General features: G+C 71.1%; 23 protein-coding genes and 1 pseudogene. 14 read left to right on the top strand and 10 right to left on the bottom strand.

The window, feature by feature from the left end:
• The first annotated feature begins 126 nt into the window (after positions 1 to 126).
• Positions 127 to 510 (top strand): hypothetical protein, encoded by a 384-nt coding sequence (locus ABZ795_RS19945; protein ID WP_357531421.1) that lies wholly within the window; start codon positions 127 to 129, stop codon positions 508 to 510.
• Positions 500 to 4,159, top strand: a complete 3,660-nt coding sequence (locus tag ABZ795_RS19940) for an AAA domain-containing protein (protein WP_357531420.1) — start codon at positions 500 to 502, stop codon at positions 4,157 to 4,159. The genes ABZ795_RS19945 and ABZ795_RS19940 overlap by 11 nt, the downstream gene beginning before the upstream one ends.
• Before the next feature lie 45 nt (positions 4,160 to 4,204).
• Here ABZ795_RS19940 and ABZ795_RS19935 read toward each other — a convergent pair whose 3' ends face one another.
• Positions 4,205 to 7,252 carry a bifunctional [glutamine synthetase] adenylyltransferase/[glutamine synthetase]-adenylyl-L-tyrosine phosphorylase gene (locus ABZ795_RS19935; RefSeq protein WP_357531419.1) on the bottom strand — a complete coding sequence of 1,016 codons (3,048 nt, stop codon included), beginning with the start codon at positions 7,250 to 7,252 and terminating at the stop codon, positions 4,205 to 4,207.
• Positions 7,252 to 8,019, bottom strand: a complete 768-nt coding sequence (locus ABZ795_RS19930; protein ID WP_327024717.1) for a type 1 glutamine amidotransferase — start codon at positions 8,017 to 8,019, stop codon at positions 7,252 to 7,254. The genes ABZ795_RS19935 and ABZ795_RS19930 overlap by 1 nt, the downstream gene beginning before the upstream one ends.
• Positions 8,020 to 8,145: 126 nt before the next feature.
• Here ABZ795_RS19930 and ABZ795_RS19925 point away from each other — a divergent pair, with 126 nt between their 5' ends.
• Together ABZ795_RS19925 and ABZ795_RS19920 are read left to right on the top strand one after the other, a co-directional pair.
• The gene (locus tag ABZ795_RS19925) at positions 8,146 to 9,021 is read left to right on the top strand and encodes an LD-carboxypeptidase (protein ID WP_357531446.1); all 876 of its coding nucleotides are present in this window, start codon (positions 8,146 to 8,148) and stop codon (positions 9,019 to 9,021) included.
• A gap of 149 nt (positions 9,022 to 9,170) precedes the next feature.
• Entirely contained in the window at positions 9,171 to 9,677 is a 507-nt protein-coding gene (locus tag ABZ795_RS19920; protein ID WP_357531418.1) for a hypothetical protein, read from the top strand.
• A 134-nt stretch (positions 9,678 to 9,811) separates the two neighbouring features.
• Here ABZ795_RS19920 and ABZ795_RS19915 read toward each other — a convergent pair whose 3' ends face one another.
• Together ABZ795_RS19915 and glnA are read right to left on the bottom strand one after the other, a co-directional pair.
• Positions 9,812 to 10,237 (bottom strand): DUF350 domain-containing protein, encoded by a 426-nt coding sequence (locus tag ABZ795_RS19915; RefSeq protein ID WP_357531417.1) that lies wholly within the window; start codon positions 10,235 to 10,237, stop codon positions 9,812 to 9,814.
• Positions 10,238 to 10,334: 97 nt separating this feature from the next.
• Positions 10,335 to 11,684: a type I glutamate--ammonia ligase gene (glnA, locus tag ABZ795_RS19910; RefSeq protein ID WP_327024714.1), complete on the bottom strand. Its 1,350-nt coding sequence runs from the start codon at positions 11,682 to 11,684 to the stop codon at positions 10,335 to 10,337.
• Positions 11,685 to 11,894: 210 nt separating this feature from the next.
• On the opposite strand from glnA, the gene ABZ795_RS19905 reads away from it, so the two are divergent.
• The 3 genes from ABZ795_RS19905 (at position 11,895) to ABZ795_RS19895 (ending at position 15,228) form a co-directional block, all read left to right on the top strand.
• Positions 11,895 to 13,661 (top strand): NAD+ synthase, encoded by a 1,767-nt coding sequence (locus tag ABZ795_RS19905; protein WP_357531416.1) that lies wholly within the window; start codon positions 11,895 to 11,897, stop codon positions 13,659 to 13,661.
• Positions 13,662 to 13,786: 125 nt separating this feature from the next.
• Complete coding sequence (panB, locus tag ABZ795_RS19900) at positions 13,787 to 14,632, top strand: 3-methyl-2-oxobutanoate hydroxymethyltransferase (RefSeq protein ID WP_357531415.1); 846 nt, start codon at positions 13,787 to 13,789, stop codon at positions 14,630 to 14,632.
• 104 nt (positions 14,633 to 14,736) lie between these two features.
• Positions 14,737 to 15,228, top strand: a complete 492-nt coding sequence (locus ABZ795_RS19895; protein ID WP_357531414.1) for a hypothetical protein — start codon at positions 14,737 to 14,739, stop codon at positions 15,226 to 15,228.
• Between the two features lie 46 nt (positions 15,229 to 15,274).
• Here the strand turns inward: ABZ795_RS19895 and npdG are convergent, their stop codons facing one another.
• The 3 genes from npdG to ABZ795_RS19880 all read right to left on the bottom strand — a co-directional run bounded on the left by npdG (position 15,275) and on the right by ABZ795_RS19880 (position 17,975).
• Positions 15,275 to 15,973 carry an NADPH-dependent F420 reductase gene (gene npdG, locus ABZ795_RS19890; RefSeq protein ID WP_357531413.1) on the bottom strand — a complete coding sequence of 233 codons (699 nt, stop codon included), beginning with the start codon at positions 15,971 to 15,973 and terminating at the stop codon, positions 15,275 to 15,277.
• Positions 15,974 to 16,047: 74 nt separating this feature from the next.
• Positions 16,048 to 17,475 carry an RNB domain-containing ribonuclease gene (locus ABZ795_RS19885; RefSeq protein WP_357531412.1) on the bottom strand — a complete coding sequence of 476 codons (1,428 nt, stop codon included), beginning with the start codon at positions 17,473 to 17,475 and terminating at the stop codon, positions 16,048 to 16,050.
• Positions 17,476 to 17,759: 284 nt separating this feature from the next.
• On the bottom strand, positions 17,760 to 17,975 hold the full coding sequence (locus tag ABZ795_RS19880; protein ID WP_357531411.1) for a hypothetical protein: 216 nt from the start codon (positions 17,973 to 17,975) through the stop codon (positions 17,760 to 17,762).
• A gap of 194 nt (positions 17,976 to 18,169) precedes the next feature.
• Between ABZ795_RS19880 and ABZ795_RS19875 the strand changes: the two are divergent.
• Positions 18,170 to 18,466, top strand: a pseudogene (locus ABZ795_RS19875) (NUDIX domain-containing protein); the annotation flags it as partial.
• Positions 18,467 to 18,496: 30 nt separating this feature from the next.
• Here the strand turns inward: ABZ795_RS19875 and ABZ795_RS19870 are convergent.
• The gene (locus ABZ795_RS19870; RefSeq protein ID WP_357531410.1) at positions 18,497 to 19,363 is read right to left on the bottom strand and encodes an AraC family transcriptional regulator; all 867 of its coding nucleotides are present in this window, start codon (positions 19,361 to 19,363) and stop codon (positions 18,497 to 18,499) included.
• Positions 19,364 to 19,749: 386 nt separating this feature from the next.
• Between ABZ795_RS19870 and ABZ795_RS19865 the strand changes: the two genes are divergently transcribed.
• From ABZ795_RS19865 to ABZ795_RS19850, 4 genes are all read left to right on the top strand, one after another.
• Complete coding sequence (locus ABZ795_RS19865) at positions 19,750 to 20,121, top strand: hypothetical protein (RefSeq protein ID WP_357531409.1); 372 nt, start codon at positions 19,750 to 19,752, stop codon at positions 20,119 to 20,121.
• Positions 20,118 to 20,603 (top strand): roadblock/LC7 domain-containing protein, encoded by a 486-nt coding sequence (locus ABZ795_RS19860; protein WP_357531408.1) that lies wholly within the window; start codon positions 20,118 to 20,120, stop codon positions 20,601 to 20,603. The genes ABZ795_RS19865 and ABZ795_RS19860 overlap by 4 nt, the downstream gene beginning before the upstream one ends.
• Before the next feature lie 119 nt (positions 20,604 to 20,722).
• A complete protein-coding gene (locus ABZ795_RS19855; RefSeq protein WP_357531407.1) occupies positions 20,723 to 21,166 on the top strand; it encodes a hypothetical protein in 444 nt (147 codons plus the stop codon).
• 75 nt (positions 21,167 to 21,241) lie between these two features.
• Positions 21,242 to 21,613 carry a hypothetical protein gene (locus ABZ795_RS19850; RefSeq protein ID WP_357531406.1) on the top strand — a complete coding sequence of 124 codons (372 nt, stop codon included), beginning with the start codon at positions 21,242 to 21,244 and terminating at the stop codon, positions 21,611 to 21,613.
• Positions 21,614 to 21,749: 136 nt separating this feature from the next.
• Here ABZ795_RS19850 and ABZ795_RS19845 read toward each other — a convergent pair whose 3' ends face one another.
• Complete coding sequence (locus tag ABZ795_RS19845; RefSeq protein WP_357531405.1) at positions 21,750 to 22,232, bottom strand: helix-turn-helix domain-containing protein; 483 nt, start codon at positions 22,230 to 22,232, stop codon at positions 21,750 to 21,752.
• Between the two features lie 95 nt (positions 22,233 to 22,327).
• Positions 22,328 to 22,522 carry an AlpA family phage regulatory protein gene (locus tag ABZ795_RS19840; RefSeq protein ID WP_357531404.1) on the bottom strand — a complete coding sequence of 65 codons (195 nt, stop codon included), beginning with the start codon at positions 22,520 to 22,522 and terminating at the stop codon, positions 22,328 to 22,330.
• An 89-nt stretch (positions 22,523 to 22,611) separates the two neighbouring features.
• Between ABZ795_RS19840 and ABZ795_RS19835 the strand changes: the two genes are divergently transcribed.
• Entirely contained in the window at positions 22,612 to 22,815 is a 204-nt protein-coding gene (locus ABZ795_RS19835) for a hypothetical protein (RefSeq protein WP_357531403.1), read from the top strand.
• A gap of 162 nt (positions 22,816 to 22,977) precedes the next feature.
• On the top strand, positions 22,978 to 23,268 hold the full coding sequence (locus ABZ795_RS19830; protein WP_357531402.1) for a hypothetical protein: 291 nt from the start codon (positions 22,978 to 22,980) through the stop codon (positions 23,266 to 23,268).
• The last annotated feature ends 153 nt before the right edge of the window (positions 23,269 to 23,421 follow it).

Below are 23,421 nucleotides of genomic sequence, written 5' to 3'. Positions count from 1 at the left end.
CCCGCCGACTGCCGGGGCACAGGGTCGGATAATCGACAGATCAGCCACAAGGGACGATGATCTTTCGTCCCGGTCGTTACCATTTGCGCTCCCGAAGCCCCTCGTTGTTGGACGACTGGAGGACCCGTGGCGGACAACGCCGTGGCGCAGGTGCAGATTCTCGCGGACGGCGATGTGCTCCGGGCAGAGCGACTGGCCAGATCACTGGTGGAAGAGCTGGCCGCGGTCGACGGCCTCGACGTCCGGCCGCAGGAGGACAGGGTGTCGTCCGGCGGGCCGGGTACCAAGGGCGCCGAACTGCTGACCGACGCCTCGATGTGGGTCTTCCTCACAGCCGGTGCCCACGCCGGCGGCCGCGTCCTGCTCGCGACGATTCAGGCGTGGCTCGAACGCGACCGCAACCGGCGGGTGCTCCTCACGATCGGTGACCGCAGCATCGAGCTACCCGCGTCGACGACCGCCAGTCAGGAGCGCCTCGTCGAACTGTTCCTCCGAGACGGTGGGCAGTAACGGCGTGTCGGCCGGGGTGCGCCGGGCTCTGCTCATCGGGGTGGAGCGCTACGACAGCGCCACCTTCACCCCACTGCCATCGTGTCGGGCCGACATCTGGGCGATGAGCCAGGTTCTCCGACATCCGGCGATCGGCAGATTCGACGACGTCACGTCGCTGCCGGATCCGACCGCGGTCGACATGCGCCAGGAGATCAGCCGATTCCTGGAAGAGGCCGGTCCGGCTGACCTGGCCCTGCTCTACATCAGCTGCCACGGCTTCCGGTTGCGATTCAGCTCCGGCGAGTTCTTCTTCGTGGCCCGCGACACCGATCCGGATCGTCCTGCCGAGACAGCAGTCTCCGCCGGCTTCGTCAACGAGCAACTTGAGGGATGCCGAGCCCCCAGGAAGGTCACCATCATCGACGCCTGCGACAGCGGCGGGTTCGCTGTCGGACTGCGTACCCGGGACGAGAAGGGCGCCGAGCAGGCAGCACCGTTGCAAAGTCGAGGTGTCTACGTCCTGTCCTCGTCCGGGGTCGGCGAGGCGTCGTACGCCGGCACTTCCGGAACGTCCGCGAGCCCCACCCCCTCGGTGTTCACCGCCGAGATCGTCACGGCGTTGCAGACCGGCCGCGCCGACCACGACGGCGACGGCAAGGTGTCTGTCGAGGACCTCTTCCACTACGTCGCACCCCGGGTACGCGCACACGAACTCGGCTCCCGCCAAGCCCCCGTCTGCTCCTCCGTCGGCGTCAACTCGAAGGTCATCATCGCGGATGTCATCTCCGGCGGAGCGGTCCGGCTGGAGGCGACACCCCCCGATCTGACCACCGCTGAGGGCGTCCGATCCGAGTCGCCGAAGCAGTACGCGAACGACGCACCGGTCAATCCGGGTTGGACGCAGTTGCTCAGCTACTACGAGGCGTGCCTCCAGAGCACCGACGACAGCCCGCTGTTTCAGCTCAGCGACGAGGACGACCGGTACGTGCTGCTGCCGGGCCGCGAACGCATCCTCTCCGGTGGCGAGGACGGTGACGATCACGTCGTACTCACCGACGGCACCGCCGACTGGGCGCGCAACGCCACGGAATCCGGCGACGAGCTGTGGGCCGGCTACCCCGCCGTCCTGTTGTACGGCCCGCCGGACCGACCGTGGCGGGAACCCCGCTTCGCGCCGCTGCTGGTACGACGGGTGGAGGTGGTCGACGACGGCGACAGGCTGCGGTTGGCCGCGGTCGGCCCGGCTCAACCCCATCCAGGGCTCGCCCGTGAGCGGCTCGGCGCCGAGCAGGCCCAGCATCTGCTCTCCACCTACTTCGCGACCTGGCATGCCGGCATGTACGGCCAGATGGTCCGGGACGTGCGCGCACTGTTGCAGACCGAGTTCGAGCTGCCGATGGTGGAGGAACTGCGGCCGGAGCTGCTGGCTTCCGTCCTCGACCAGCGCACACCTACTGCGGGCGCGCGTAATGTCGCCGTCCTGCATCGCGCCCCGCCCAACCAGGCAGTCACGGGCCTGCTGAAGGATCTTGCCCAGATCCGGGCCTCGACGGCGCAGATCGGTCGTACGGCGCTCGGTGCCCTGCTGGGCGGTGACCGGCAGCCGGTCGACGCGCCGAGCATCAGCCTGGTCACCCCTCTGCCGTGCAACGAGTCCCAACAGGCGGTGATCGCGTCCGCGATGACGACGACGCTGACGGTCGCCACCGGGCCACCCGGCAGCGGCAAGAGCCAACTCGTCACCAACACCGTGGCGACAGCCGTCGCGGCCGGGCAGAAGGTGCTTGTCGCGTCCACGAACAACACCGCCGTCGACGAGGTGTGGCAACGGTGCAGGAGACTGCTTCCTGGCCTGCTGGTGCGGACCGGCAGCCGCACCGGCGCGATCAACTACGCCGACAACGAGACGGCGGAGCTGACCCGGTTGGCCACGCTCGGGCCGACGACCATCAACCCCTCGTCCGCCCGGGCTGCGCTGCACCAGAAACACGCCACGTTGGCCGCCGCCCGTTCCCAGCTCGCCGAGATCGCCGCGCGGGAACGGGAACTACTGCATGTGGCGCTAGCCCGAGAACGGCTCGCCGCTGCGCTCGACGGCACCGTCGAGGAACTGACCGACCGCTTCGGTGGTAATGAACGGCTCGCCCGGTGGGAACGTCGGGCGCGGCGCTGCGCCGACGCCGGGTTGCTCGGTGCCTGGCGTCGGCGACGGTTGCTGCGGTCATTGGGGCACTCCGGCTCACCGACCCCGCAGACCTGCCTGACGTGGTCCGACCTGGCCGCCGCGCAGCGCCACTGGGTCGCGCTGCAGGGGCAGGCCGAACGCCAGCCGGACGACGACCGGCTGGCCGCCGACCTGGCGCGGGCCGAGGACGCCGTGCAGCAGGCGTCCCACGTGCTCGTCGACAGTGCGGTGCGGGCCCGCGCGCAGAGCGGACGGCACCTGGTCGAGGGCCTGTTGAAGGTACGACAGGACGGCGCCAGCGACTGGCCGGCAGTCAAGCGCGCGCTCGGCGCGGTGCACGGCTGGGCGGTGAGCAGTCTCTCGGCACGTCGTTTTCCGCCTGAGGCCGGCCTGTTCGACCTGGTCGTCATCGATGAGGCGAGCCAGTGTTCGATGCCGCAGATCATTCCGCTGCTGTTCCGGGCTAGACGCGCCCTCGTGATCGGCGACCCCATGCAGTTGCCGCACATTCCCGGCCTCACGGCGGATCGCGAGACCACGGCACGCCGCAGAGTGGGCCTGCGGGCCGACTGGCTGGAGGAGCGGCAACTGTCCTACCGCAGGCACTCGGCCTTTCACGCGGCCGAACGCGCGGCGGGCGGCAGCCGGCTGCTCGACGAGCACTACCGCTGCCATCCACAGATCGCCGACCTGGTGAACCGCCTGTTCTACGGTGGGCGACTCACGGTGCTGACGGACACCAGGCGTCAGCACCGGATCGACCGCCCGCCCGTGGTGTGGGTGCCGGTGGCGGGGCAGCCGGCCCGGCCACCGTACGGGGGTTCATGGGTCAACGCGGCGGAGGCCGCGAAGATTCACGACTGTCTCGGCTACCTGCTGAAGGTGCTGCCGCCCGAAGCCACCGTAGGTGTGGTCACGCCGTACAAGGCGCAGGCCAAGCGCCTGGCCGGTCGGTGGCGGGACGAGCCGCGTGTCCGGGTCGGTACCGTACACACCTTCCAGGGTGGGGAGCGCGACGTCATCGTCCTCGGTCTGGTTGCCGGGTCGGCGATGCCCGCGAGCAGTGTCGCCTGGTTGGAGGGGGAACGGAACCTCTGGAACGTTGCGATCAGCCGAGCCCGAGCCCACCTGCTCGTCGTCGGCGACCAGCAGTTCTGGGCCACCCGCAAGGGCCTCGGCGCGGAACTCGCGGCCGTGGAGGCCCCGGCCAGCGAGGAGGCGTACGACCCCGTGCTGCAACGGCTCTACGACCACCTGACCCGGGACACGGGCACCGTCACGCTCGACGCGACGGTCAACGGACACCGTTGTGATGCCCTCGTCGACGGGCGTACCGCCGTCCTGCTGGACCGCTCCACCGCCGACGCGGACCTCGCCCGGCACCTGCGCCTGCAATACCGACGCCTCGCCGTCCTGACCGACGGGAACACCCGTGCGGTCCGGGTACCCGCGTGGACGCTGTACGACAAGCACCGCCGTTAAGAAGGGGCCCTTCCTCTACCGCATACGTTAATAAGGTGCCCTTCCTTACATCTCCAGGACGCGTTGGGTGGCGGTGCGGGAGCGGCGGCCGGTGCGCAGGTACTCGTCGAGGAACTCGCCGGGGTCGTCGGCACCGAGGAGGCGGACCACCCCGGCCAGTTCCACCCCGTGCCGGGGCAGTTGGTCCCCGGTCCGGCCCCGGACCAGCATCAGGGCGTTGCGGACCTGGGCCGCCAGGGTCCACCCGGCCGCCATCGCCTCGGCGTCCGCCGGGTCGATCAGGCCCAGGTCACGGGCGGCCGTCAGGGCGTCGAGGGTACGGGTGCCCCGCAGCGCCGGGTACGCCCCGGCGTGGCGCAGTTGGAGCAGTTGCACGGCCCACTCGACGTCGGCCAGCCCGCCCCGGCCCAGTTTGGTGTGGGTGGCCGGGTCGGCGCCCCGGGGCAGCCGTTCGGTCTCCACCCGCGCCTTGATCCGGCGGATCTCGATGATCTGTTCCCGGGTCAGCCCGTCGGCGGGGTAGCGCACCGGGTCGACCATCTGCTCGAACCGGGTGCCCAGGTCGGCGTCGCCGCAGACACAGCGGGCCCGCAGCAGGGCCTGGGCCTCCCACACCCTCGACCAGCGGGCGTAGTACTGCTGGTAGGCGGCGAGGCTGCGGACCAGCGGCCCCTGCCGGCCCTCCGGGCGCAGGTCGGCGTCGACCCCCAGCGGCGGGTCCGGGGCGGGCATACCGAGCAACCGCCGCAACTCCTCGGCGATGGCCTGGGCGGCGGCGCTGGCGGCGCTCTCGCTGACACCCTCGGGTGGCTCGTAGACGAACAGCACGTCGGCGTCGGAGAGGTAGTTGGACTCGTACCCTCCGAGCCGACCCATCCCGATGACCGCGAACTTCAGGTCCGGCATCGACGGCTGGGTGGCTCGGGCGGTCCGCAGGGCGGCGGCGAGGGTGGCGTCGGTGACATCGGAGAGGGCGGTGCCGACCGCGGTGATGTCGGCCAGTCCGGGGGTGGCCCGCTCGCCGTCCCCCCGGGAGGGGGCCAGTGAACCGGCCCGGCTGAGCACGTCGGCGCAGGCCAGCCGGAGCAGTTCCCGCCGACGCAGGGCACGGACCGCCCGGGTGGCCTCCACCGGGTCGGTGTGCCGGTCCGCCGCGGCGGCGAATCCGTCGAACAGCACCGCACGGGGGCGGGGGCGCAGTTCGGTCTCCTCGGCCAGCAGGCGCAGCGCCTCCGGTTCGCGGGCCAGCAGGTCCGCCGCGTACCGGGAGGAGGAGAGCACCCGGGCCAGTCGGCGGGCCACCGGCCCGGAGTCGCGCAGCAGCCGCAGGTACCAGGGGGTGCTGCCCAGGGAGTCGGAGACCTGGCGGTAGTTGAGCAGTCCCCGGTCCGGTTCGGGGGCGTCGGCGAACTCGCTGAGCAGCACCGGCAGCAGGGTGCGTTGGATCGCGGCCGTGCGGCTGACCCCGCCGGTCAGGGCCTGGAGGTGACGCAGGGCTCCGGCCGGGTCGGCGAAGCCGAGGATCTCCAGCCGGTTGCGGGCCGCCTGGGGGGTCAGCCGCAGACCGTCGGCCGGTACCCGGGCCACCGACTCCAGCAGGGGGCGGTAGAGCAGTTTGGCGTGCAGCCGGCGTACCTCGGTGGCGTGGGTGACCCACTCGGCGCGGAAGGCCTCGACGGCGCTGCGTCCCGGGCTGGCGGTGTAGCCGAGGGCGGTGGCCAGCCAGCGCAGGGCGCCCGGATCGGTGGGTACGGTGTGGGTCCGTCGCAGGCCCTGAAGTTGCAGGCGGTGCTCCACCCCGCGCAGGAAGCGGTACCCGCGCAGCAGCGCCTCCCCGTCGGCCCGGCCGACGTAGCCGCCGGTGACCAGGGCCCGCAGGGCGGGAATGGTGCCGGGGGTACGCAGTGACTCGTCGCCGCGCCCGTGCACCAGTTGGAGCAGTTGCACCGCGAACTCGATGTCCCGCAGTCCACCGGGGCCGCGTTTGATCTCGCGTTCCTGCTCCTTCGGTGGAATGTGGTCGATGATCTTGCGACGCATGGCCCGGACGTCCTCGACCGCCTCCGGGCGCTCGGCCGCCTGCCACACCAGGGGGGCCAGCGCGTCGATCCACTCCTGGCCCAGGGCCAGGTCACCGGCGGCCGGGCGGGCCTTGAGCAGGGCCTGGAACTCCCAGGTGCGGGCCCAGCGGCGGTAGTACGCCAGGTGGCTGGCCAGGGTGCGCACCAGCGGGCCCCGGTTGCCCTCGGGACGCAGGGCGGCGTCGACCGGCCAGGCCACCAGCCCACAGATGTGGATCAGCCGGGTGGCCACCGTGGTGGCCGCGGCCAGGTCCTCGTCCTCGGCCGCCACGAAGATCACGTCCACGTCGGAGACGTAGTTGAGTTCGCCACCGCCGCACTTGCCCATCGCCACCACGGCCAGCCGGGGCAGGGCGGCGCCCTCCGGCAGCTCGTCCACGGCGATCCGGTAGGCCGCCGACAGGGTGGCGTCGGCCAACCCGGAGAGGGCGGCCATGGTCTGCTCCAGGGCCCGCCCGCCGGTCAGGTCGGCCGCCGCTATCCGCAACAAGGCCAGCCGGTACGCCCGCCGCAGCACGGCCACCGGGTTACCGTCCCCGGTCACGTCCAGCCGCCCGTCGGCGCTCGGGGCCAGCCCGTCCGGCTCGGTACGCAGCACGGTCCACTGGTCGGGGTTGGCGACCAGATGGTCGCCCAGCGCCGAGGAGGCCCCCAGTACGGCGATCACCCGGCGGCGCAGTCCCGGGTCGTCGTGCAGGGCCGCCAGCACCGTCGACCCCGCACCGATGCCGCCCGGCGTGCCGGCGGCCGTGCCGTTGGGGCCGGTCCGGGTCCGGCGTTCCGACTCGACCAGGCGATGCAGTTGGCGCAGCGCCAGATCCGGGTCGGCGGCCCGGGACAGGGCGGTGAGGAGTTCCTGGGCCGCCTCATCGGTGGGTTCCTGGGTCTGCGGTCGCCACAGGTCCAGTCCGGTGGGGCCCAGCAGGTCGGCGGCGCGGGCACCGCCGTCGGAGTCGGCGACGTCGAAGCCGTACCGGGCCAGCCGGCCAGTGGCGCTGGTGGGCCTGCCCATCAGTGCCCGAGCAGCGGCAGGGTGCGGCGCGGCCCGTCGTCGTCCAGTTCCCCGAGGGCCAGGGCGGCGAACCGGGCGGCGAAGGGCTGCCAGACCTCCTCCACGTCGACCATCACCGCGTCACAGGCGGCGACCACCAGCTCCGGGTCGTAGCCCAGCTCGGCCAGCAGGGCCGAGTCGGTGGCCCAGTCGGCGATCATCGCGGTGTCGCACTCGATGTGGAATTGCAGCCCCCAGGCCCGGTCGCCCAGCCGGAAGGCCTGATGCGGGTAGCGGGTGGAGGCGGCCAGCAGGGTGGCACCGACCGGCAGTTCGGTGATCTCGTCGGCGTGCCACTGCAACACGTCCGGTATCAGCGGCACGTACCGGAACAGGGGGTCCGTCTCGGCGGCGTCGCGTCGCCCGACCACGGCGGGGCCGACCTCCGGCCCGGCCGGGCTGCGCTCGACCGTGCCGGCATGGGCGGTGGCCAGCAGTTGCGCGCCCAGGCAGATGCCCAGGGTCGGCACCCGGTGCCGGACCGCCTTGCGCAGCAGCGCCTCGACCTGCGGAAACCAGGGGGCCCCGGGGGCCCCGTCCGGGCCGGGGTAGACCTGCTGGTCACCACCGAGCACCACCAGCGCGGCGTGTCCCGCCAGATCGGCCGGGAGTTCGTCGCCTGCGTGCGGGCGGACCACTGACAGGTCCAGACCCGCCTCCGTCAGCCATTCCCCCAACCGTCTCGCATCGTCGGTCGGGTCGTTCTCGATCACCAACGCAGTTCCCACGTCGTCGAGGCTATCCGGTCGGACCGATCCGGGCCGCGCGCGGGACTAGGCTCTCCGGCTGTGTCCGACCACACCGCCGCTGACCACGTCGTACGCCCACCGGCCCTGCGCCAGGGGGACACCGTGATGCTGGTGTCGCCCTCCGGGCCGACCCGGGCGGAGCGGGTGGCCCGGGGGGTCGAGCTGCTGACCGGGTGGGGTCTGCGGCCGGTCCTGGCCCCGAACGTGTACGCCCGGCAGGGCTATCTGGCCGGGGCGGACGCGCTGCGGGCCGCCGACCTGAACACCGCCTTCGCCGACCCCCGGGTGCGCGGGATCATCTGCACCCGGGGCGGGTACGGGGCCCAGCGGGTGGTGGATGCCATCGACATGGCGGCGGTACGCCGGGACCCGAAGGTGGTGGCCGGTTTCTCCGACATCACCGCCCTACAACTTGCCCTGTGGCGGGGGGCCCGGCTGGCCGGGGTGCACGGGCCGGGGGCGGCCTGGCGCGACGAGCGCACCCCCCTGGCCTCCGCGGAGTCCCTGCACGCCGCGCTGACCACCACCGAGCCGGTCACCGTGCCCGCCGTCGAGGGCGAGGAGACCTTCGGCGTACGGGTGCCGGGGCGGACGGTGGGTCGGCTGCTGGGCGGCAACCTGTGCCTGATCGTGGCCTCCCTGGGCACCGAGGACATGCCCGACCTGACCGGGGCGGTGTTGTTGCTGGAGGACGTGCAGGAGCCGCCGTACAAGGTCGACCGGATGCTGACCCAGTTGCGCCGGGCGGGTGCCCTGGACCGGCTGGCCGGGGTGGCGGTGGGCCAGTTCACCGACTGCGCGGACGGCTGGGAGGTGAGCGTGGCCGAGGTGCTCACCGAGCGCCTGGGTGACCTGGGGGTGCCGGTGCTGGGTGGGCTGCCGATCGGCCACGGCCCCGGTCAGCTCTCCGTCCCGGTGGGCACCCTGGCCACCCTCGACGCCGACGCCGGCACCCTCACCGTGGCTCCCGCAGTGTGCTGAGCGTTTGAGCGGTCGCGACACCGAAGTCGTACCATGTCCGGTTTTCCGGGCCGAATTGCCAGCTCGCTGACAGGTTCGCCTAGGGCCGCGCCCAGACTGGCCGGTCACTGTCGGTGACGTCATCGCATCACCGACGAGTTGGAGGACCGATGTCCCGCACGATCTCGAAGAAGCACCTGCTGGGCGGGCTGGCCGCTGCGGGTGTGCTCGCCGTGGGGATCGCCGCTCCCACCGTGGCGCTCGCCGACGACACGGCCACCCCGAGCCCCACCGCCAGCGCAAGTGCGGAGGACCACAAGGACGGCCAGCGGCCGGAGCGTGGGGAGCGCCAGCAGGCGTTCGCCGAGGCGTTGGCCGAGGAGCTGGGTGTGCCCGCCGACAAGGTGACCGAGGCCCTGGAGAAGCTCCGCGAGCAGCACAAGCCGGATGGTGAGCGCCCCGAGGGTCGCGGCGGCGACCACAAGCGCGGTGGCGACCACAAGGGTGGCGGCGACCGTGGGCCGAAGGGTTCCCCGGAGGACCGCCAGGAGGCCATGGCCGAGCGCCTCGCCGAGGCGGTCGAGGAGGGCAAGCTCACCCAGGAGCAGGCCGACGCGATCACCGCAGCCGCCGAAGCCGGCGTCTTCGGCCCCGCCCCCCGTCCCACCACCAAGTAACCCCGACGCCCCACCCCGTCGATCATGAGGTTGGCGGCACTCGTCGATCTACAGAGTGCCGCCAACCTCATGATCAACCCCGCTGGGGCGGGGTGGGGTGGGGCGGGGTGGGGTGGGGCGGGGTGGGGTGGGGGTTAGGCGATGCAGGCGCAGACGATCAGGGCGGCGCCGAAGTGGCTGGCGGCGCTGACCTTTGCGACCGGGTGGGGCTCGTCGGAGCAGACCACCTCGCCGAGCTTGCCCGGGGTGAGCAGGTCCAGCACGACGAAGGCCAGCGCCATGATGCCCAGACCGATCAGTCCGAACAGCAGGGTCGAGGCCAGACCCTTGGCGAAGTCGTGGTAGCTGGTCAGGATCGCGGTGAACACGATCCCGGCGACACCGAGCTGGTTGGCGGCGAGCAGCAACCCGGCGTTGGCGTTACGGCGTACCCAGATCAGGTCCCGCAGCTTGCCGGGGGTGAGCAGGTCGACCAGCCCGAAGCCGGCGGCCATCAGACCGACGCCGACGATCCCGAACACCACGCTCTGCCAGGCTCCGCTGAGCAGATCCTCCAACACCGACTGCCTCCCCGACTGTCATCTCCGACCGGCAGGGCGCCGGCACGGTGATCGAGACGATAGCGGCAGCCCGCAACGGCCGACAGCGGCGGTCGGGTTACAGCGACAGGTAGTGCTGGCGCTCGTACGGGGTGACCTCGCGGCGGTACTGCTCCCACTCCGAGCGCTTGTTGCGCAGGAAGAAGTCGAAGACGTGTTCGCCGAGCACCTCGGCGACCAGTTCCGAGCCGGCCATCACGTCGATCGCCTCGGCCAGGTTCTCCGGCAACGGCTCGTAACCCATCGCCCGCCGTTCGCCACTGGTCAGGGCCCAGACGTCGTCCTCCGCACCCGGCGGCAGCTCGTACCCCTGCTCGATGCCCTTCATCCCGGCACCGAGCAGCACCGCGAAGGCCAGATACGGGTTGGCGGCCGAGTCGGGCGAGCGGATCTCCACCCGGGCCGAGTTGGGCTTGCCGTACGCCGGGACCCGGACCAGGGCGGACCGGTTCAGGTGCCCCCAGCAGACGTACGCCGGGCTCTCGGTGACCCGGTCCGGCAGGGCCTGCGGGAACAGCCGCTTGTAGGAGTTCACCCACTGGTTGGTGACCGCGGTGTACTCCCGGGCGTGCACCAGCAGCCCGGCGATGAAGGCCCGGGCCACCTTGGACAGCTTCATCGGGTCGCTGGCGTCGTGGAAGGCGTTGCGCTCCCCCTCGAACAGCGACAGGTGGGTGTGCATGCCGCTGCCCGGCTGGTCGGTGAAGGGCTTGGGCATGAAGGTGGCCTGCACCCCGGTGGAGAGGGCCACCTCCTTCACCACGTGCCGGAAGGTCATGATGTTGTCGGCCGTGGTCAGGGCGTCGGCGTAGCGCAGGTCGATCTCCTGCTGGCCGGGGGCGACCTCGTGGTGGCTGTACTCCACCGAGATGCCGATCCGCTCCAGGGCCAGCACCGCCTGGCGGCGGAAGTCCCGGGCCACCGCGTGGGTGGTGTGCTCGAAGTAGCCGCCGGTGTCCACCGGGATCGGTACCGAACCGTCCGCCGGGCCGTTCTCCAGCAGGAAGAACTCGATCTCGGGGTGGGTATAGAAGGTGAAGCCCTTCTCGGCCGCCCGGGACAACGCCCGGCGCAGCACATGCCGGGGGTCGGCCCAGGAGGGGCTGCCGTCGGGCAGCAGGATGTCGCAGAACATCCGGGCGCTCTCGCCGCTGACCCCGCCCTCGAAGGGGAACACCTGGAAGGTCGTCGGGTCCGGCATGGCCACCATGTCCGACTCGAAGACCCGGGCGAAGCCCTCGATCGCCGAGCCGTCGAACCCGATGCCCTCGTCGAAGGCGGCCTCCAGCTCGGCCGGGGCGACCGAGACGCTCTTGAGGGTGCCGAGCACGTCGGTGAACCAGAGCCGGACGAAGCGGATGTCCCGCTCTTCCAGCGTACGAAGAACGAACTCCTGCTGTCGGTCCACTGCCTCAACCTTCCGCGACTCTATGTCCGCCTTCGACCGGGCTTTGCCCGACCTGTCCGACCAGTCTTCACCGGCCCGATTACGCAGACGTTACGCGAACAGCCGTCACCGCGTCCCGTGCAGTCCCGACCGGCGGTCACCGGCCCGCTGCGGGGGGGTCGGCAGCCACGCCCACGTGTCGACCTCATCGGGCTGGGGCAAGATGAGGACATGCCCACCCTGCGTCTCGCTCTGTGCCAGGTCAACCCCAGCGTCGGCGATCTCACCGGCAACGCCGACCTAGTCCGCGCCTGGTCCCGCCGGGCCGCCGAGGCCGGCGCCCAGTTGGTGCTCTTCCCGGAGATGGTGCTGACCGGCTACCCGGTGGAGGATCTGGTCTTCCGGCGGTCCTTCGTCGCCGCCTCCAAGGCCGCCCTGGACCGGCTCGCCGCCGACCTGGCCGCCGACGGCCTGGGTGAGGTGCCGATCGTGGTGGGCTATCTGGACGCCGACGGTCCGCCGCAGTTCAGCGGCGACGCCGAGCCGGGTCGCGGGGCCCGCAACGCCGCCGCCCTGCTGCACCAGGGCCAGGTGCAGGCCACCTACTTCAAGCACCACCTGCCCAACTACGGGGTCTTCGACGAGGACCGCTACTTCGTGCCCGGAGACACCCTGACGGTGGTCCGGCTCGGCGGGGTGGACGTGGCGCTGACCATCTGCGAGGACCTGTGGCAGGCCGGGGGGCCGTTCGCCGCCGCCCGACAGGCCGGGGTCGGGCTCGTGGTCAGCATCAACGGCTCGCCGTACGAGCTGAACAAGGACGACCTGCGGCTGCCGGTGGTCCGCCGCCGGGCCGCCGAGGCCGAGGCCACCATCGCCTACGTCAACATGGTCGGCGGCCAGGACGAGCTGGTCTTCGAGGGCGACTCGATGATCGTCGGGCCGGACGGGACCCTGCTGGCCCGGGCCCCGCAGTTCGTCGAGCACCTGCTCGTGCACGACGTGTCCGTGCCGTCGACCACCGAGGCGGGCGGGATCGCCGACGGCGGCCCGGTGGGCGACGGGTTGCGGCTGGTCCGTCGTACGGTCGAGGGCCTTCCGCCCGCCCCGGACGGCCCGGCGGCGCACGGCGGGGTCATCGAGCCGGTCGCCGACGAGGCCGAGGTGTGGCAGGCCCTGGTGCTAGGGCTGCGCGACTATGTGAACAAGAACCGCTTCCCCTCGGTGGTGCTCGGCCTCTCCGGCGGCATCGACTCGGCCGTGGTGGCGGCCATCGCGGTGGACGCCCTCGGCCCCGACCGGGTGGTCGGGGTCTCCCTGCCCAGTCAGCACTCCTCCGAGCACAGCCGGGAGGACGCGGCCGACCTGGCCAAGCGCACCGGGCTGGACTACCGGATCGAGCCGATCCAGCCGATGGTGGACGCCTTCCTGGCCAACCTGTCCCTGTCCGGAGTGGCCGTGGAGAACCTCCAGGCCCGGGTGCGGGGGGTGATCCTGATGGCCCTGTCGAACCAGGAGGGCCCGCTGGTGCTCACCACCGGCAACAAGAGCGAACTGGCGGTCGGCTACTCCACCCTCTACGGCGACTCGGTCGGCGGCTTCAACCCGATCAAGGACGTGTGGAAGACCCTGGTGTGGCGGCTGGCCAAGTGGCGCAACGCCGAGGCCACCCGGCTGGGCCACACCCCGCCGATCCCGGAGAACTCGATCGGCAAGCCGCCGAGCGCCGAGCTGAGCCCGGGTCAGTTGGACAGCGACACCCTGCCCGACTACGACGTGCTGGACCCGATCCTGATCGGCTACGTCGACGGGGACCTGGGCCGGGATGGCCTGGTGGCCTCCGGCCATGACCCGGCGATCGTGGACAAGGTGCTGCGGATGGTGGATACCGCCGAGTACAAGCGCCGCCAGTCCGCCCCCGGCACGAAGATCTCCATGAAGGCGTTCGGCCGGGACCGACGGCTGCCGATCACCAACCGGTGGCGGGAGGACGGCTGACCCCACCACCGGCCCCGGCCGGAGTGACATCCTCCACTGCGACCTGCCGCCACCAGGCCCACCGGTGCGACGATCGCGGCAGAGCCCGGGGACCGCGTACGCGGCCTCGAGGAAAGGAGACAGTCATGGTGGAGTCCACTCCGGCCGAGGTGACCGCCCTCTACGGCGGCCCGGCCACCCGCCGGGTCCGTACCCGCGATCTGATCGCCGCCAAGGAGCGCGGCGAGAAGTGGGCCATGCTCACCTCGTACGACCAGTACACCGCCTCGATCTTCGACGCGGCCGGCATTCCGGTGCTGCTGGTCGGCGACTCGGCGGCGAACAACGTGTTCGGCTACGAGACCACCCTGCCGGTGACCGCGGAGGATCTGCTGCCCCTGGTCCGGGCGGTGGTCCGGGCCACCCGGCAGACCCTGGTCGTCGGTGACCTGCCGTTCGGCTCGTACGAGGAGGGGCCGACCCAGGCCCTGCGTACGGCCGTACGGTTCATGAAGGAGGGCGGCGCTCACGCGGTGAAGCTGGAGGGTGGTCGGCGCTGTGCCGACCAGATCGCCGCCATCGTCGGCGCCGGCATCCCGGTGATGGCGCACATCGGCTTCACCCCGCAGAGCGAGCACAACCTCGGCGGCTACCGGGTGCAGGGCCGGGGTGACGCCGCCGAGGAGGTGATCGCCGACGCGCGGGCGGTCGCCGCGGCCGGGGCCTTCGCGGTGGTGCTGGAGATGGTGCCCGGGACGGTCGCCAAGCGGATCACCGCCGAGCTGACCATCCCCACGGTGGGCATCGGTGCCGGCCCGGAGACGGATGCCCAGGTGCTGGTCTGGCAGGACATGGCCGGTCTGCGGACCGGACGGGCCCCCCGGTTCGTCAAGCGCTACGCCGACCTGGCCGGCACCCTGGACGCGGCCACCCGCCGCTTCGCCGAGGAGGTACGCGGCGGCGAGTTCCCGGCCGCCGAGCACACCTTCTGACCCTCGCCGGATCCTGGGGTGCGGCGATGCTTCACACCCCAGGATCCGGTACCGGGATGCCCGAGGGCGGAATGACTGGACAGGGCGCACTACGCTTCGCAGCCGTGAAACGTGATCAACTCTTTGCACTAGCCCTGGCCGGAGTCACCGTCTTCGCCCTCACCGCCTGCGGCGGGGAGGACACCGAGGCCCCGGCGACCTCCGCCTCGGCCCCCGCCAGCGCCGCCGCCACCCCGCAGACCTCCGCACCGGCCGCCGCCGCCGGTGAGGACGACAAGAAGGTCTGTGAGGCTGTGCAGAAGGCCGGAGACGAGTCGAAGGAAGTACTGTTCGACGCGCTCCAGGCCGGTAAGGAGCCGACGGCCGAGATGCTGTCGGAGACCTACACCGACATGGCCGCGGCGCTCGGCAAGGCCGCCGAGGCCGCCAGCACGGACAGCAAGGTGGCCAACGCGGTGAAGGAGTTCCAGGCCCAGGTGGAGGAGGCTGCCGAGTCCTCCGACCCGGTCGCCGCCGGGGACGCCGCCGCCTTCCAGAAGACCGCCACGAACCTCACCGCGGTCTGCAAGGAAACCGGCGTGGACATCAACTTCTGACCGTCGCAACGGTGTGGCCCGGCCCCACGGCCGGGCCACACCGTTGTCAGAGATCGGTGACCCGCACTCCGGCGTGGGTCTTGTACCGGCGGTTGATCGCGATCAGGTTGGCGGTGAACGCCTCGATCTGGTGGGCGTTGCGCAGCCGTCCCGCGTACACCCCCCGCATCCCGGGAATCCGGGCGGCCAGGGCGGCGACGACATCGACCAGCTCCCGCTCCTCGGTGCAGATCAGCACGTCCAGCTCGATCCGGTCGATCTCCGGGTCGGCCAGCAGCGGTGCGCTGACGTGGTTGAAGGCCGCGCAGACCCGGGAGTCCGGCAGCAGGGCGGCGGCCTGCTGAACCGCGCTGCCCTCGGGCACCGGCAGGGGGTACGGGCCCTGCTTGTCGAAGCCGAGGGGATTGACACAGTCGACCACGATCTTGCCGGCCAGGGGCTCGGCCAGGTCGGTAAGGGTAGCGGCGTGCCCCTCCCAGGGCACCGCGATGATCACCACATCGCTGCGCCGGGCCACCTCGTCGTTGTCCGCCCCGGTGACGCTGCCACCGGCCGCGACCCCGGGCAGGGCGGCGATCTCCTCGGCCGACTGGGCGGCCCGGGAGGCGGAACGGGAGCCGATCAACACGGTCTGACCGGCCCGGGCGAACCGGTAGGCCAACCCCCGACCCTGGTCGCCGGTGCCGCCGATGATGCCGACCGTGAGCCCGGAGACGTCGGGCAGGTCGCTCGGATCGTATGCCATGGTCGTCATCCTTCCAGCCACACCGACCCGACAACGGCGACTACCCCTGTGACAATCCCCGCTGCCGGTTGCGGTCAGGCGACTTCGAAGGCGACCGCCCGGGTGGCCGGGTCGGCGGTCACCAACCGGACCCGCATCCGGGTGCCCAGGGTCAGCTCACCCAGGCAGCGGGCGCGTACCGGCGGATCGTCCAGGGCGACCGTACCGCCGGGCGGCCGACTCGACCGGCCGTTCGCGGGGGCGGTCACGTCCAGCACGGCAGCCTCGAAGGTCTCCCCCACCCGGTGCTGCAACAGCACCGCCTCGGCCAGATCGATCGCACCCCGGTTGGCCGCCGAGGCGACCCGGTCGGTGGCCGCCATCGCCGCCGGCAACCGGGGCAACGCCTCCCGGGCCCAGTCCGGCACCGTCCGACCCTCGTGCAGGGCCAGGCAGACCTCCGTGGCGTACCGGTCGGCCAGTCGACGCAACGGGGCCGTGACATGGGCGTACGCGGCCGCCACCCCACCGTGGGTCGGCTGCTCGGGCACCTCGCCGTCGAAGGCGGTGTACGCCGCCGACCGCATCAGCTCGGCCGCCTGGTCGACGAAGGCGGCGGCCCGGGGCTGCCCCGGATCCAACCCCAGCAGCAGCTCACCGACGCCTACCTCGTCCGGCCAGTGCACCCCCAGCGGCGCGGCGGCGGCCCGCAACCGCTGCACCGCCTCCGGCTTCGGCGCCGGCATAGTGCGCAGCAGACCGATCCTGCCGGCCAGCATCAGATCGGCGGCGGCCATCCCGGTGAGCAGGGAGATCTGGGCGTTGTGTTCCTCCATCGGCACCGGGGCCCGCAGCACCAGCCGCCACCCCTCGCCGTCGGCCTCCACATCCTGCTCGGGGATCGGCAGGTTGATCGCCCCGCGACGCAGTCCCCGGGCGGTGAGCAGGGCCCCGATCTCCGGCAGCAGGGCGATCGGCTCCGGCAGCCGACCCGCCTCGGCGTCGGCCTGCACCCCGGGGTAGTCCAACTGGGCCCGGCTGCGGACCAGCGCCCGTTCCAGATGCACCGACGTGGTGGCCCCCTCGGGGTCCAGGTCGATGGTCCACAGCACGGCCGCCCGGTCCACCTCCGGCAGCAGACTGGCCGCGCCCTCACCGAGGCTGTGCGGGTGCAGGGGCACATTGCCGTCCGGCAGGTAGACGGTCTGCCCGCGCCGCCAGGTCTCCTCCTCCAGGGCACCACCCGGGCGTACGTGGGCGGCCACGTCGGCTATCGCGTACCGCACCCGGAAGCCGCCACCGGCGCGGCGGCTCAGGTGCATCGCCTGGTCCAGGTCCCGCGACCCGGGCGGGTCCAGGGTGACCAGCGGGATGTCCGTGCGGTCGACCGCGGGCCGGGGTGGCGCGGCGGCGGCCTCCTCGGCCTCCCGCAGCGCGGCCTGCGGGTAGTCGTCGGGCAGCCCCAACTCGCGGCGCAGGGCCCCGAAGTCGATGCGCGGTGCTAGGACGCGTCGGATGACCATGGGCCCATCCTGACAGCGCCGGGTCGGAAACGCCCTCCCCCGACCGACGGGGGTACGCCCCCCTCAGTCGGCAGGATCCCGCCGCCGTACGCCCCGGCCTACTTCGCCTTCGTCGTGCCCTTACGGGCGGGCGCCTTCTTGGCGGCGGTTCTCCTCGCGGGCGTACGCTTCGCGGCCGGTGGGGTGGCCTGTTGTGCTTCGGCCATCTCGGTTGCCTCCTCGGGGACGTGTCACCGCCCCGGCGGCGCACGCGGTGCTCTCGACCCGGGAGACCCCCGCGTCGTCTACTCCCTGTACTCCCTGCCCTCCTCCTCGGCCCGACGGGCGTCCTCGGCCTCCCACGCCTCGTTACGCTCCCGCACCTTCTGGAGGGCGTTCTCCGCGTCGGCGGCGGAGGCGTACGGGCCGAGCACGTGCCGGGCCGCACAGACCTCGGTTCCGGTCTCGACTCGGTGGTGTCGGGTGCACCAGTAGTAGCGCCGGGGGTCGCTGTCGCTCATGGGAATCACTGTGCACCGACAAGCGGCCACTCGCCACCAGAACAGCGCAAGTCCTCGGAGACTTCCACAGTAGATCCGGGTGCGGTGATGGCGGGCCGGAACCGGGAGATTCGCCGCCCGGATGCCTCCGCCCGGGCGGGAGACGCGGGTCGGGCCCGGAGCGGGGGCCGGCGGCCGGGGCTAGGGTCGCCGGGGTGGGGGTACCGGATTACATCCTGCGGCTGCGTGAGCACGTCGGACATGACCTGCTCTGGCTGCCGAGCGTCAGCGCGGTGGTCTGCAACGATGCCGGTGAGCCGCTGCTGGGCCAGCGCGCCGACGACGGGCGCTGGGCGGTGCCTAGCGGTTTCGTCGAGCCGGGCGAACAGCCGGCCACTGCGGTGGTGCGTGAGGTGTGGGAGGAGGCCGGCCTGCGGGTCGAGCCGCTGCGGCTCAGCAGCGCGGTGTCGCACCCGCACCGGTACCCGAACGGGGACCGGTGCGAGTGCCTCAACCTCTGTTTCCACTGCCGGCCGGTGGGCTCAGGCGGCTACCGGCTCCACCGGGATCCACAGTTGCGCCTCGGCCTGGGTGCCGTCGGCGGAGACCGTGGTACGCGAGATCTCCGGCCCGGGGCGGGAACGGTAGGGGTTGGACGGGAACCACTGGGTGAAGACGTCCCGCCACAGGTGCTGCACCGCCGCGGGGAACGGCCCGGACACCTCGAACACCGCCCAGTCCCCCGCCGGCACCGGCAACACCTCGAGATCGGCCGGCACCTCGGCGCCGGTGACCACCCCGTACCAGTAATCCAGCTCGGTGCCCTCGGCCCGGTTGCCGGTCAGGCCGTCGCTGACGTTGACGATCCCCGCCGGTTCCTGGTCGGACAGGGCCTCGATGCGTTCCCGGGTCGCCGGGTCGATGCTCTTGATGAAGGCGACGATCGCCGGGTTCATGCCCTCGTGCACCAGCGGCACCCGGGCCTTGCGGCCGGCCAACTGGAAGGCGTCCTTACTCACGATGCGGTATCGCATACTGCTGCTCCCTTCGACGATGAGCCGGAAGGAGACCCGTGGCTGGGCGTGCAGGGCGCACTTCGTACGCCGGGCCTCGCCCGGGCCTGTCCCGTGCATGGCCTTGAACGCACGGGCGAAGGCCTCGGCCGAGCCGTACCCCCAGCGGACCGCGATGTCCAGCAGGGTGCGCTCCCCCGCGACCACCTCCGCCGCCGCCATGGTCAGCCGTCGACGGCGCACGTACTCGGACAGCGGAATGCCGGCCAGTGCGGAGAACAGCCGCCGGAAGTGGTACTCCGAGGTGACTGCGATCCGCGCCAGATCGGCGATCTCGACCGGCTGGTCGAGCCGCTGTTCCAGGTGGTCCAAAGCCTGGTTGAGCCGCTCCAGCACGCCAGGTCTCCCTCCCTTGATGCGACCCACGCTATGGTCGCGGCGGACTCGCCGACCCGACATGCGGTGCCCGGTCGGGTCGGGTCCAGCGCCGAAGATCCCGTGTTACCGTGCCTGCGTCCGATAGCAGACCATCGCTGGCTGGCATACCAGCTCACGAACGGAACAGGTAGCAGCGAGGTGAGTCGGCAGCCATCCGCCGCAGCGACGATCTCGCTGGGCCCGGCGGCCACCCGCAATCGCCCACTCAGGCCGTTAGTGCTGGTCGAGGTGCAGAGGTGACGAAAGGTATGCCACCCTCGTGCGAGATTTTCTCGCCGGCATCGACACTGTCGGAAGACCTTGCGCTGGCGTGGGTACCCGCGTCAGTCGGACCTGGAGGAAGCGTGGCCACCCTCGACACCGCACTCAAGGACGCCATGAGCATCGATGGCGCGATCGGCGTCGCGCTCGTCGACTACACCAGCGGAATGACCCTCGGCGTGGCCGGCGGCACCCCGGAGATCGACCTGACCGTCGCGGCGGCCGGCAACACCGACGTGGTACGCGCCAAGATGCGCACCATCGAGATGCTCAAGCTCAACGACGACATCGAGGACATGCTCATCACCCTCGGCGGTCAGTACCACATCATCCGGCCGCTGACCGGGCACACCGGCAAGGGCCTGTTCCTGTACCTGATGCTCAGCAAGAGCCGAGCCAACCTGGCTCTGGCCCGACACCAACTGCGCACCATCGAGGAGCAGCTGGAACTGTGAACAACAGCGACACGGTCCTGCCCCGCCGCACCGCCCAGCCATCCGGCCCGCCACCGCCCAAGCTCCCGCCGTCCCTGGCCGGCAACCCGTCACTGCCGTACCCGGCGATCGGGACCGAGTTGACCGAGCTGCGCCTACAGATCCCCGGGGTGCAGGGCAGTGTCCTCGGCGGGGTGGACGGGCTGCGCATCGCCCACGACCTGCCGGCCGAGCTGAGCCCGGACGACCTGGCCGCGATGGCGGCGGCCACCTTCGGCCTGGGCCGCCAGGTCAGCCACCGTCTGGGCCAGGGCGAGTTCCGCCAGTCCACCGTCCGCAACAACGGCGGCTACTTCTCGGTGTACGCGGTGGGCAGCCAGGCCCTGCTCTCCGTGGTCGGCACCGACGCGATCAATGTGGCCCGGCTGCACCTGCACGCCCCACCGGTGGCGGACCGCCTGACCGCCCTGCTCGCCCAGATCAGCACCGCGCCGACCCGCTGACCCCGGGCGCACCGCCCTCGCGTACGCCAGCCGGTCTCCGGTGTCCTGGCTGCGCGACGGCGGTGCGCTCGGTGTCTGCCGGGGTGCGTGGGGGGCCCGAGGCTGGGTACTGAGCGGCCATGTCAGGTGACAAAAGATCGGTGGACGAGGAGCACTCCCGCCCCGCCGGTGTCGACGACACCACGATCGAGGCGCTGGGTGAACTGAGCAAAGCCCTGGAAGCCATCCACCGGGTACGCGGACATCTGTACTCCGCCCACCAACTGGTCGGCGGCGCGGACCTCACCCTGGACCGGGTGGTGGCCCTGCTGCGCGAGGCCGGACACGAGGCCGTAGCCGACCGGGTGGAACACGAACTGCTGGGCCGCAACGTGCTACCCGGCCGCTGGACCTTCCAGATCGTGGAAGAGTTCGACGACGGCTACTACGCCACCTTCCAGGAGATCGAACGGTACGCCCGGGACACCCTGGCCGACGGCCGGCGGCACATCTACGAGGCGGAGATGAAACAACGACGCCGTACCCACGGCCGGGCCGGACACGAGGCCACCCCGTCGCAGTGACCGGCTGAATGCGGTGGTGTCCGTCGCTGGTGACCCGATACCGTCCGGGCTCATCACGGAGGTGGCGGGGTCAGCATGAGCGACGGCAAGCGTACGACGGTGTTGTGGCGCCCGACCGGGCCCCGGGAACTGGAGCTGGTCCGCGCCTCCGGGTGGCGGAGGTGGCCCCCGCGCCTGCCCGACCAGCCGATCTTCTACCCCGTGCTGAACGAGGAGTACGCCATCAAGATCGCCCGGGACTGGAACGTACCCGCCTCCGGCGCCGGGTACGTGACCCGCTTCCAGGTCGAGACGGACTTCCTCAGCCGCTACCCGGTCCGCCAGGTCGGCGGCGACACCATCCTTGAGCTGTGGGTACCCGCCGAGGAGCTGGACGAGTTCAACAACCACATCGTCGGCCAGATCGAGGTGGTCCACGAGTTCGGCAGCACTGATCGAGTCGGGTAAGGGCGGGTTCCATGAGCGGGGCTGTCGGGTCGCGAGGCTGAGGCATCACCGCATGGACATCGTCGCGCAGTTGACCGCGCCTCCTGGACCGAGATCAGGACATGCGTCGACTCTGCATGCTTCATGCCGCCCGGTCTCAGCCCCGGCGCTTGAAGGAGTCAAGAACCTTCCGGCGCTGCGACTGAGAGAGCACGCCGGCGAAGGGCGAGTTCTGCCGCAACTCGACCGCCTCCGGATCTTCCGAGGTCAGCGCCCAAAGGACCGACCCGACCCCTTCGTTGATCTTGTCCTGCCAGCGTCTGAGCCAGACCTCGCTCATGGTCCCCCGATGTTGCCGGAGCAGCCGATCAAGGTTCTCCGATGCCTTACCCAACACATCGTCCGGGTCGACGACCAGGCAGCCCGCCACCGCTTGATGCAGCCACAGCGACTTGAGCTGATCGCGGGTCAACGGCTGCCTCGGTCGCAGCATCGCCTCAACGTGCTCCCGCCTGACTCTGCGGTGCGCGCCCACCCGCACGAAGGGCAGGTCCCCACGTTCGCACAGGTTGACCACCTGCTGACGCGAGCAGCCCAGCAGCTTGGCTACCTGGCCACTGGTCAGGAGTTCCCCACTCATGCTCGCCAGCTTGAGCCGTAAACGCCAAAAACGCTACTCGGATTCTCGTCACCCCGGGTCGGGGCCAGGCGCCCACCACTACGGGCGACTGCGAGCTAGTCCAGGTCCCCGCGCCTGGAAGCGATCCACGCCTCAACGTCCTCGGCAAGCCAGACGTTGCCCATCTGGAGCGTGGCCACAGGCTCCGGGAAGTCGCGCCGATTGGTGATCTGGTAGACGCGCTGTCGGGAGACGCCGCCGAGCATGGTTCGGATCTCGCCCGAACCCACCAACCGCAGCTTCTTACCCATGGCACTGACGCTAGGCACACGCCGACTAGGCAATCGTCAAGTTGATAGAGGCCTAGTAGTCTCGGGCTCTAGTCGTTTACTCTTGACGCATGACTAGGCGCAAGTGGTACCAACGCCCTGATCAGCCGGTGGACTACATATCAGGTGAGCCGGTCCGGTCCAAGCACCGCACAGAGCCGCAGAGGTGGATCGGCCGGGCCGCCGTCCCGGTCCCGGAGCAGCCGATGACCATGGCCGCTGCCTGGCGTAAGTGGAAGGCCGTCAAGCGACTCGACCAGGGTGACCCATGCTGAACCCCCAGCCGCAGCCAGAACCCCCATTCCCCGTCCTGATGGCTGGCTACGTGATCGACTTTCATCACCGTTCGGTCTGCTCGAAGTGCTCTGACGACGGGTGCCCACGCCTGACGGCAGCCGGCGAAGCCCTACGCCTCTGGAGAGACAGGGAGAGCCGGCGTGAAGGCCGGTGACGTGTTGCATCTGACCCGCGCGGCAAGCCCGCAGTTCGTACGGCCGATCCTCTTTCGCCTTATCAAGGTTCGTACGGAGCTGCCCACGTACGACGGCTGGACGTGGCTCGACGGCTACCAACTCGACAACAAGGGCGACGCCGTAGCTCGCAGAGAGCTGTTCGTGCGCCGCACCGCGCAAGGACTCACCCCGAAGGAAATCCTGCGCTGTCTCAAGCGCTACACCGCCTGCCAACTCTTCCGACTCATGCAGACCACCACGACCACAACCACTTGACAAACCACACTCACAGATTTGCTGTCTTACCTGGAGCCTCGCCCTCATCGATCGGCGGTCCCCAGCTACCAGCCCGACCTGCAAGATCAGGTTGGAAAGGCTCGATCTTCTGACGGAGGATGAGAGTCACTCAGAATGCGTGCTGCCCGCCGG

Source organism: Micromonospora sp. NPDC047134, from assembly GCF_040643455.1.
In the GTDB taxonomy this organism is placed as follows: domain Bacteria; phylum Actinomycetota; class Actinomycetes; order Mycobacteriales; family Micromonosporaceae; genus Micromonospora.
This window is presented reverse-complemented; position numbering and strand designations above follow the sequence as displayed.

What these genes read in the sequence shown, in the direction of transcription:
- ABZ795_RS19935 (WP_357531419.1), bottom strand. Translation starts at nt 7,252, where the DNA reads ATGGGCAGGCCCACCAGCGCCACTGGCCGGCTGGCCCGGTACGGCTTC.
- ABZ795_RS19925 (WP_357531446.1), top strand. Translation starts at nt 8,146, where the DNA reads ATGCTGGTGTCGCCCTCCGGGCCGACCCGGGCGGAGCGGGTGGCCCGG.
- ABZ795_RS19920 (WP_357531418.1), top strand. Translation starts at nt 9,171, where the DNA reads ATGTCCCGCACGATCTCGAAGAAGCACCTGCTGGGCGGGCTGGCCGCT.
- ABZ795_RS19905 (WP_357531416.1), top strand. Translation starts at nt 11,895, where the DNA reads ATGCCCACCCTGCGTCTCGCTCTGTGCCAGGTCAACCCCAGCGTCGGC.
- panB (WP_357531415.1), top strand. Translation starts at nt 13,787, where the DNA reads ATGGTGGAGTCCACTCCGGCCGAGGTGACCGCCCTCTACGGCGGCCCG.
- npdG (WP_357531413.1), bottom strand. Translation starts at nt 15,973, where the DNA reads ATGGCATACGATCCGAGCGACCTGCCCGACGTCTCCGGGCTCACGGTC.
- ABZ795_RS19885 (WP_357531412.1), bottom strand. Translation starts at nt 17,475, where the DNA reads ATGGTCATCCGACGCGTCCTAGCACCGCGCATCGACTTCGGGGCCCTG.
- ABZ795_RS19880 (WP_357531411.1), bottom strand. Translation starts at nt 17,975, where the DNA reads ATGAGCGACAGCGACCCCCGGCGCTACTACTGGTGCACCCGACACCAC.
- ABZ795_RS19855 (WP_357531407.1), top strand. Translation starts at nt 20,723, where the DNA reads ATGTCAGGTGACAAAAGATCGGTGGACGAGGAGCACTCCCGCCCCGCC.
- ABZ795_RS19850 (WP_357531406.1), top strand. Translation starts at nt 21,242, where the DNA reads ATGAGCGACGGCAAGCGTACGACGGTGTTGTGGCGCCCGACCGGGCCC.
- ABZ795_RS19845 (WP_357531405.1), bottom strand. Translation starts at nt 22,232, where the DNA reads ATGAGTGGGGAACTCCTGACCAGTGGCCAGGTAGCCAAGCTGCTGGGC.
- ABZ795_RS19840 (WP_357531404.1), bottom strand. Translation starts at nt 22,522, where the DNA reads ATGGGTAAGAAGCTGCGGTTGGTGGGTTCGGGCGAGATCCGAACCATG.
- ABZ795_RS19835 (WP_357531403.1), top strand. Translation starts at nt 22,612, where the DNA reads ATGACTAGGCGCAAGTGGTACCAACGCCCTGATCAGCCGGTGGACTAC.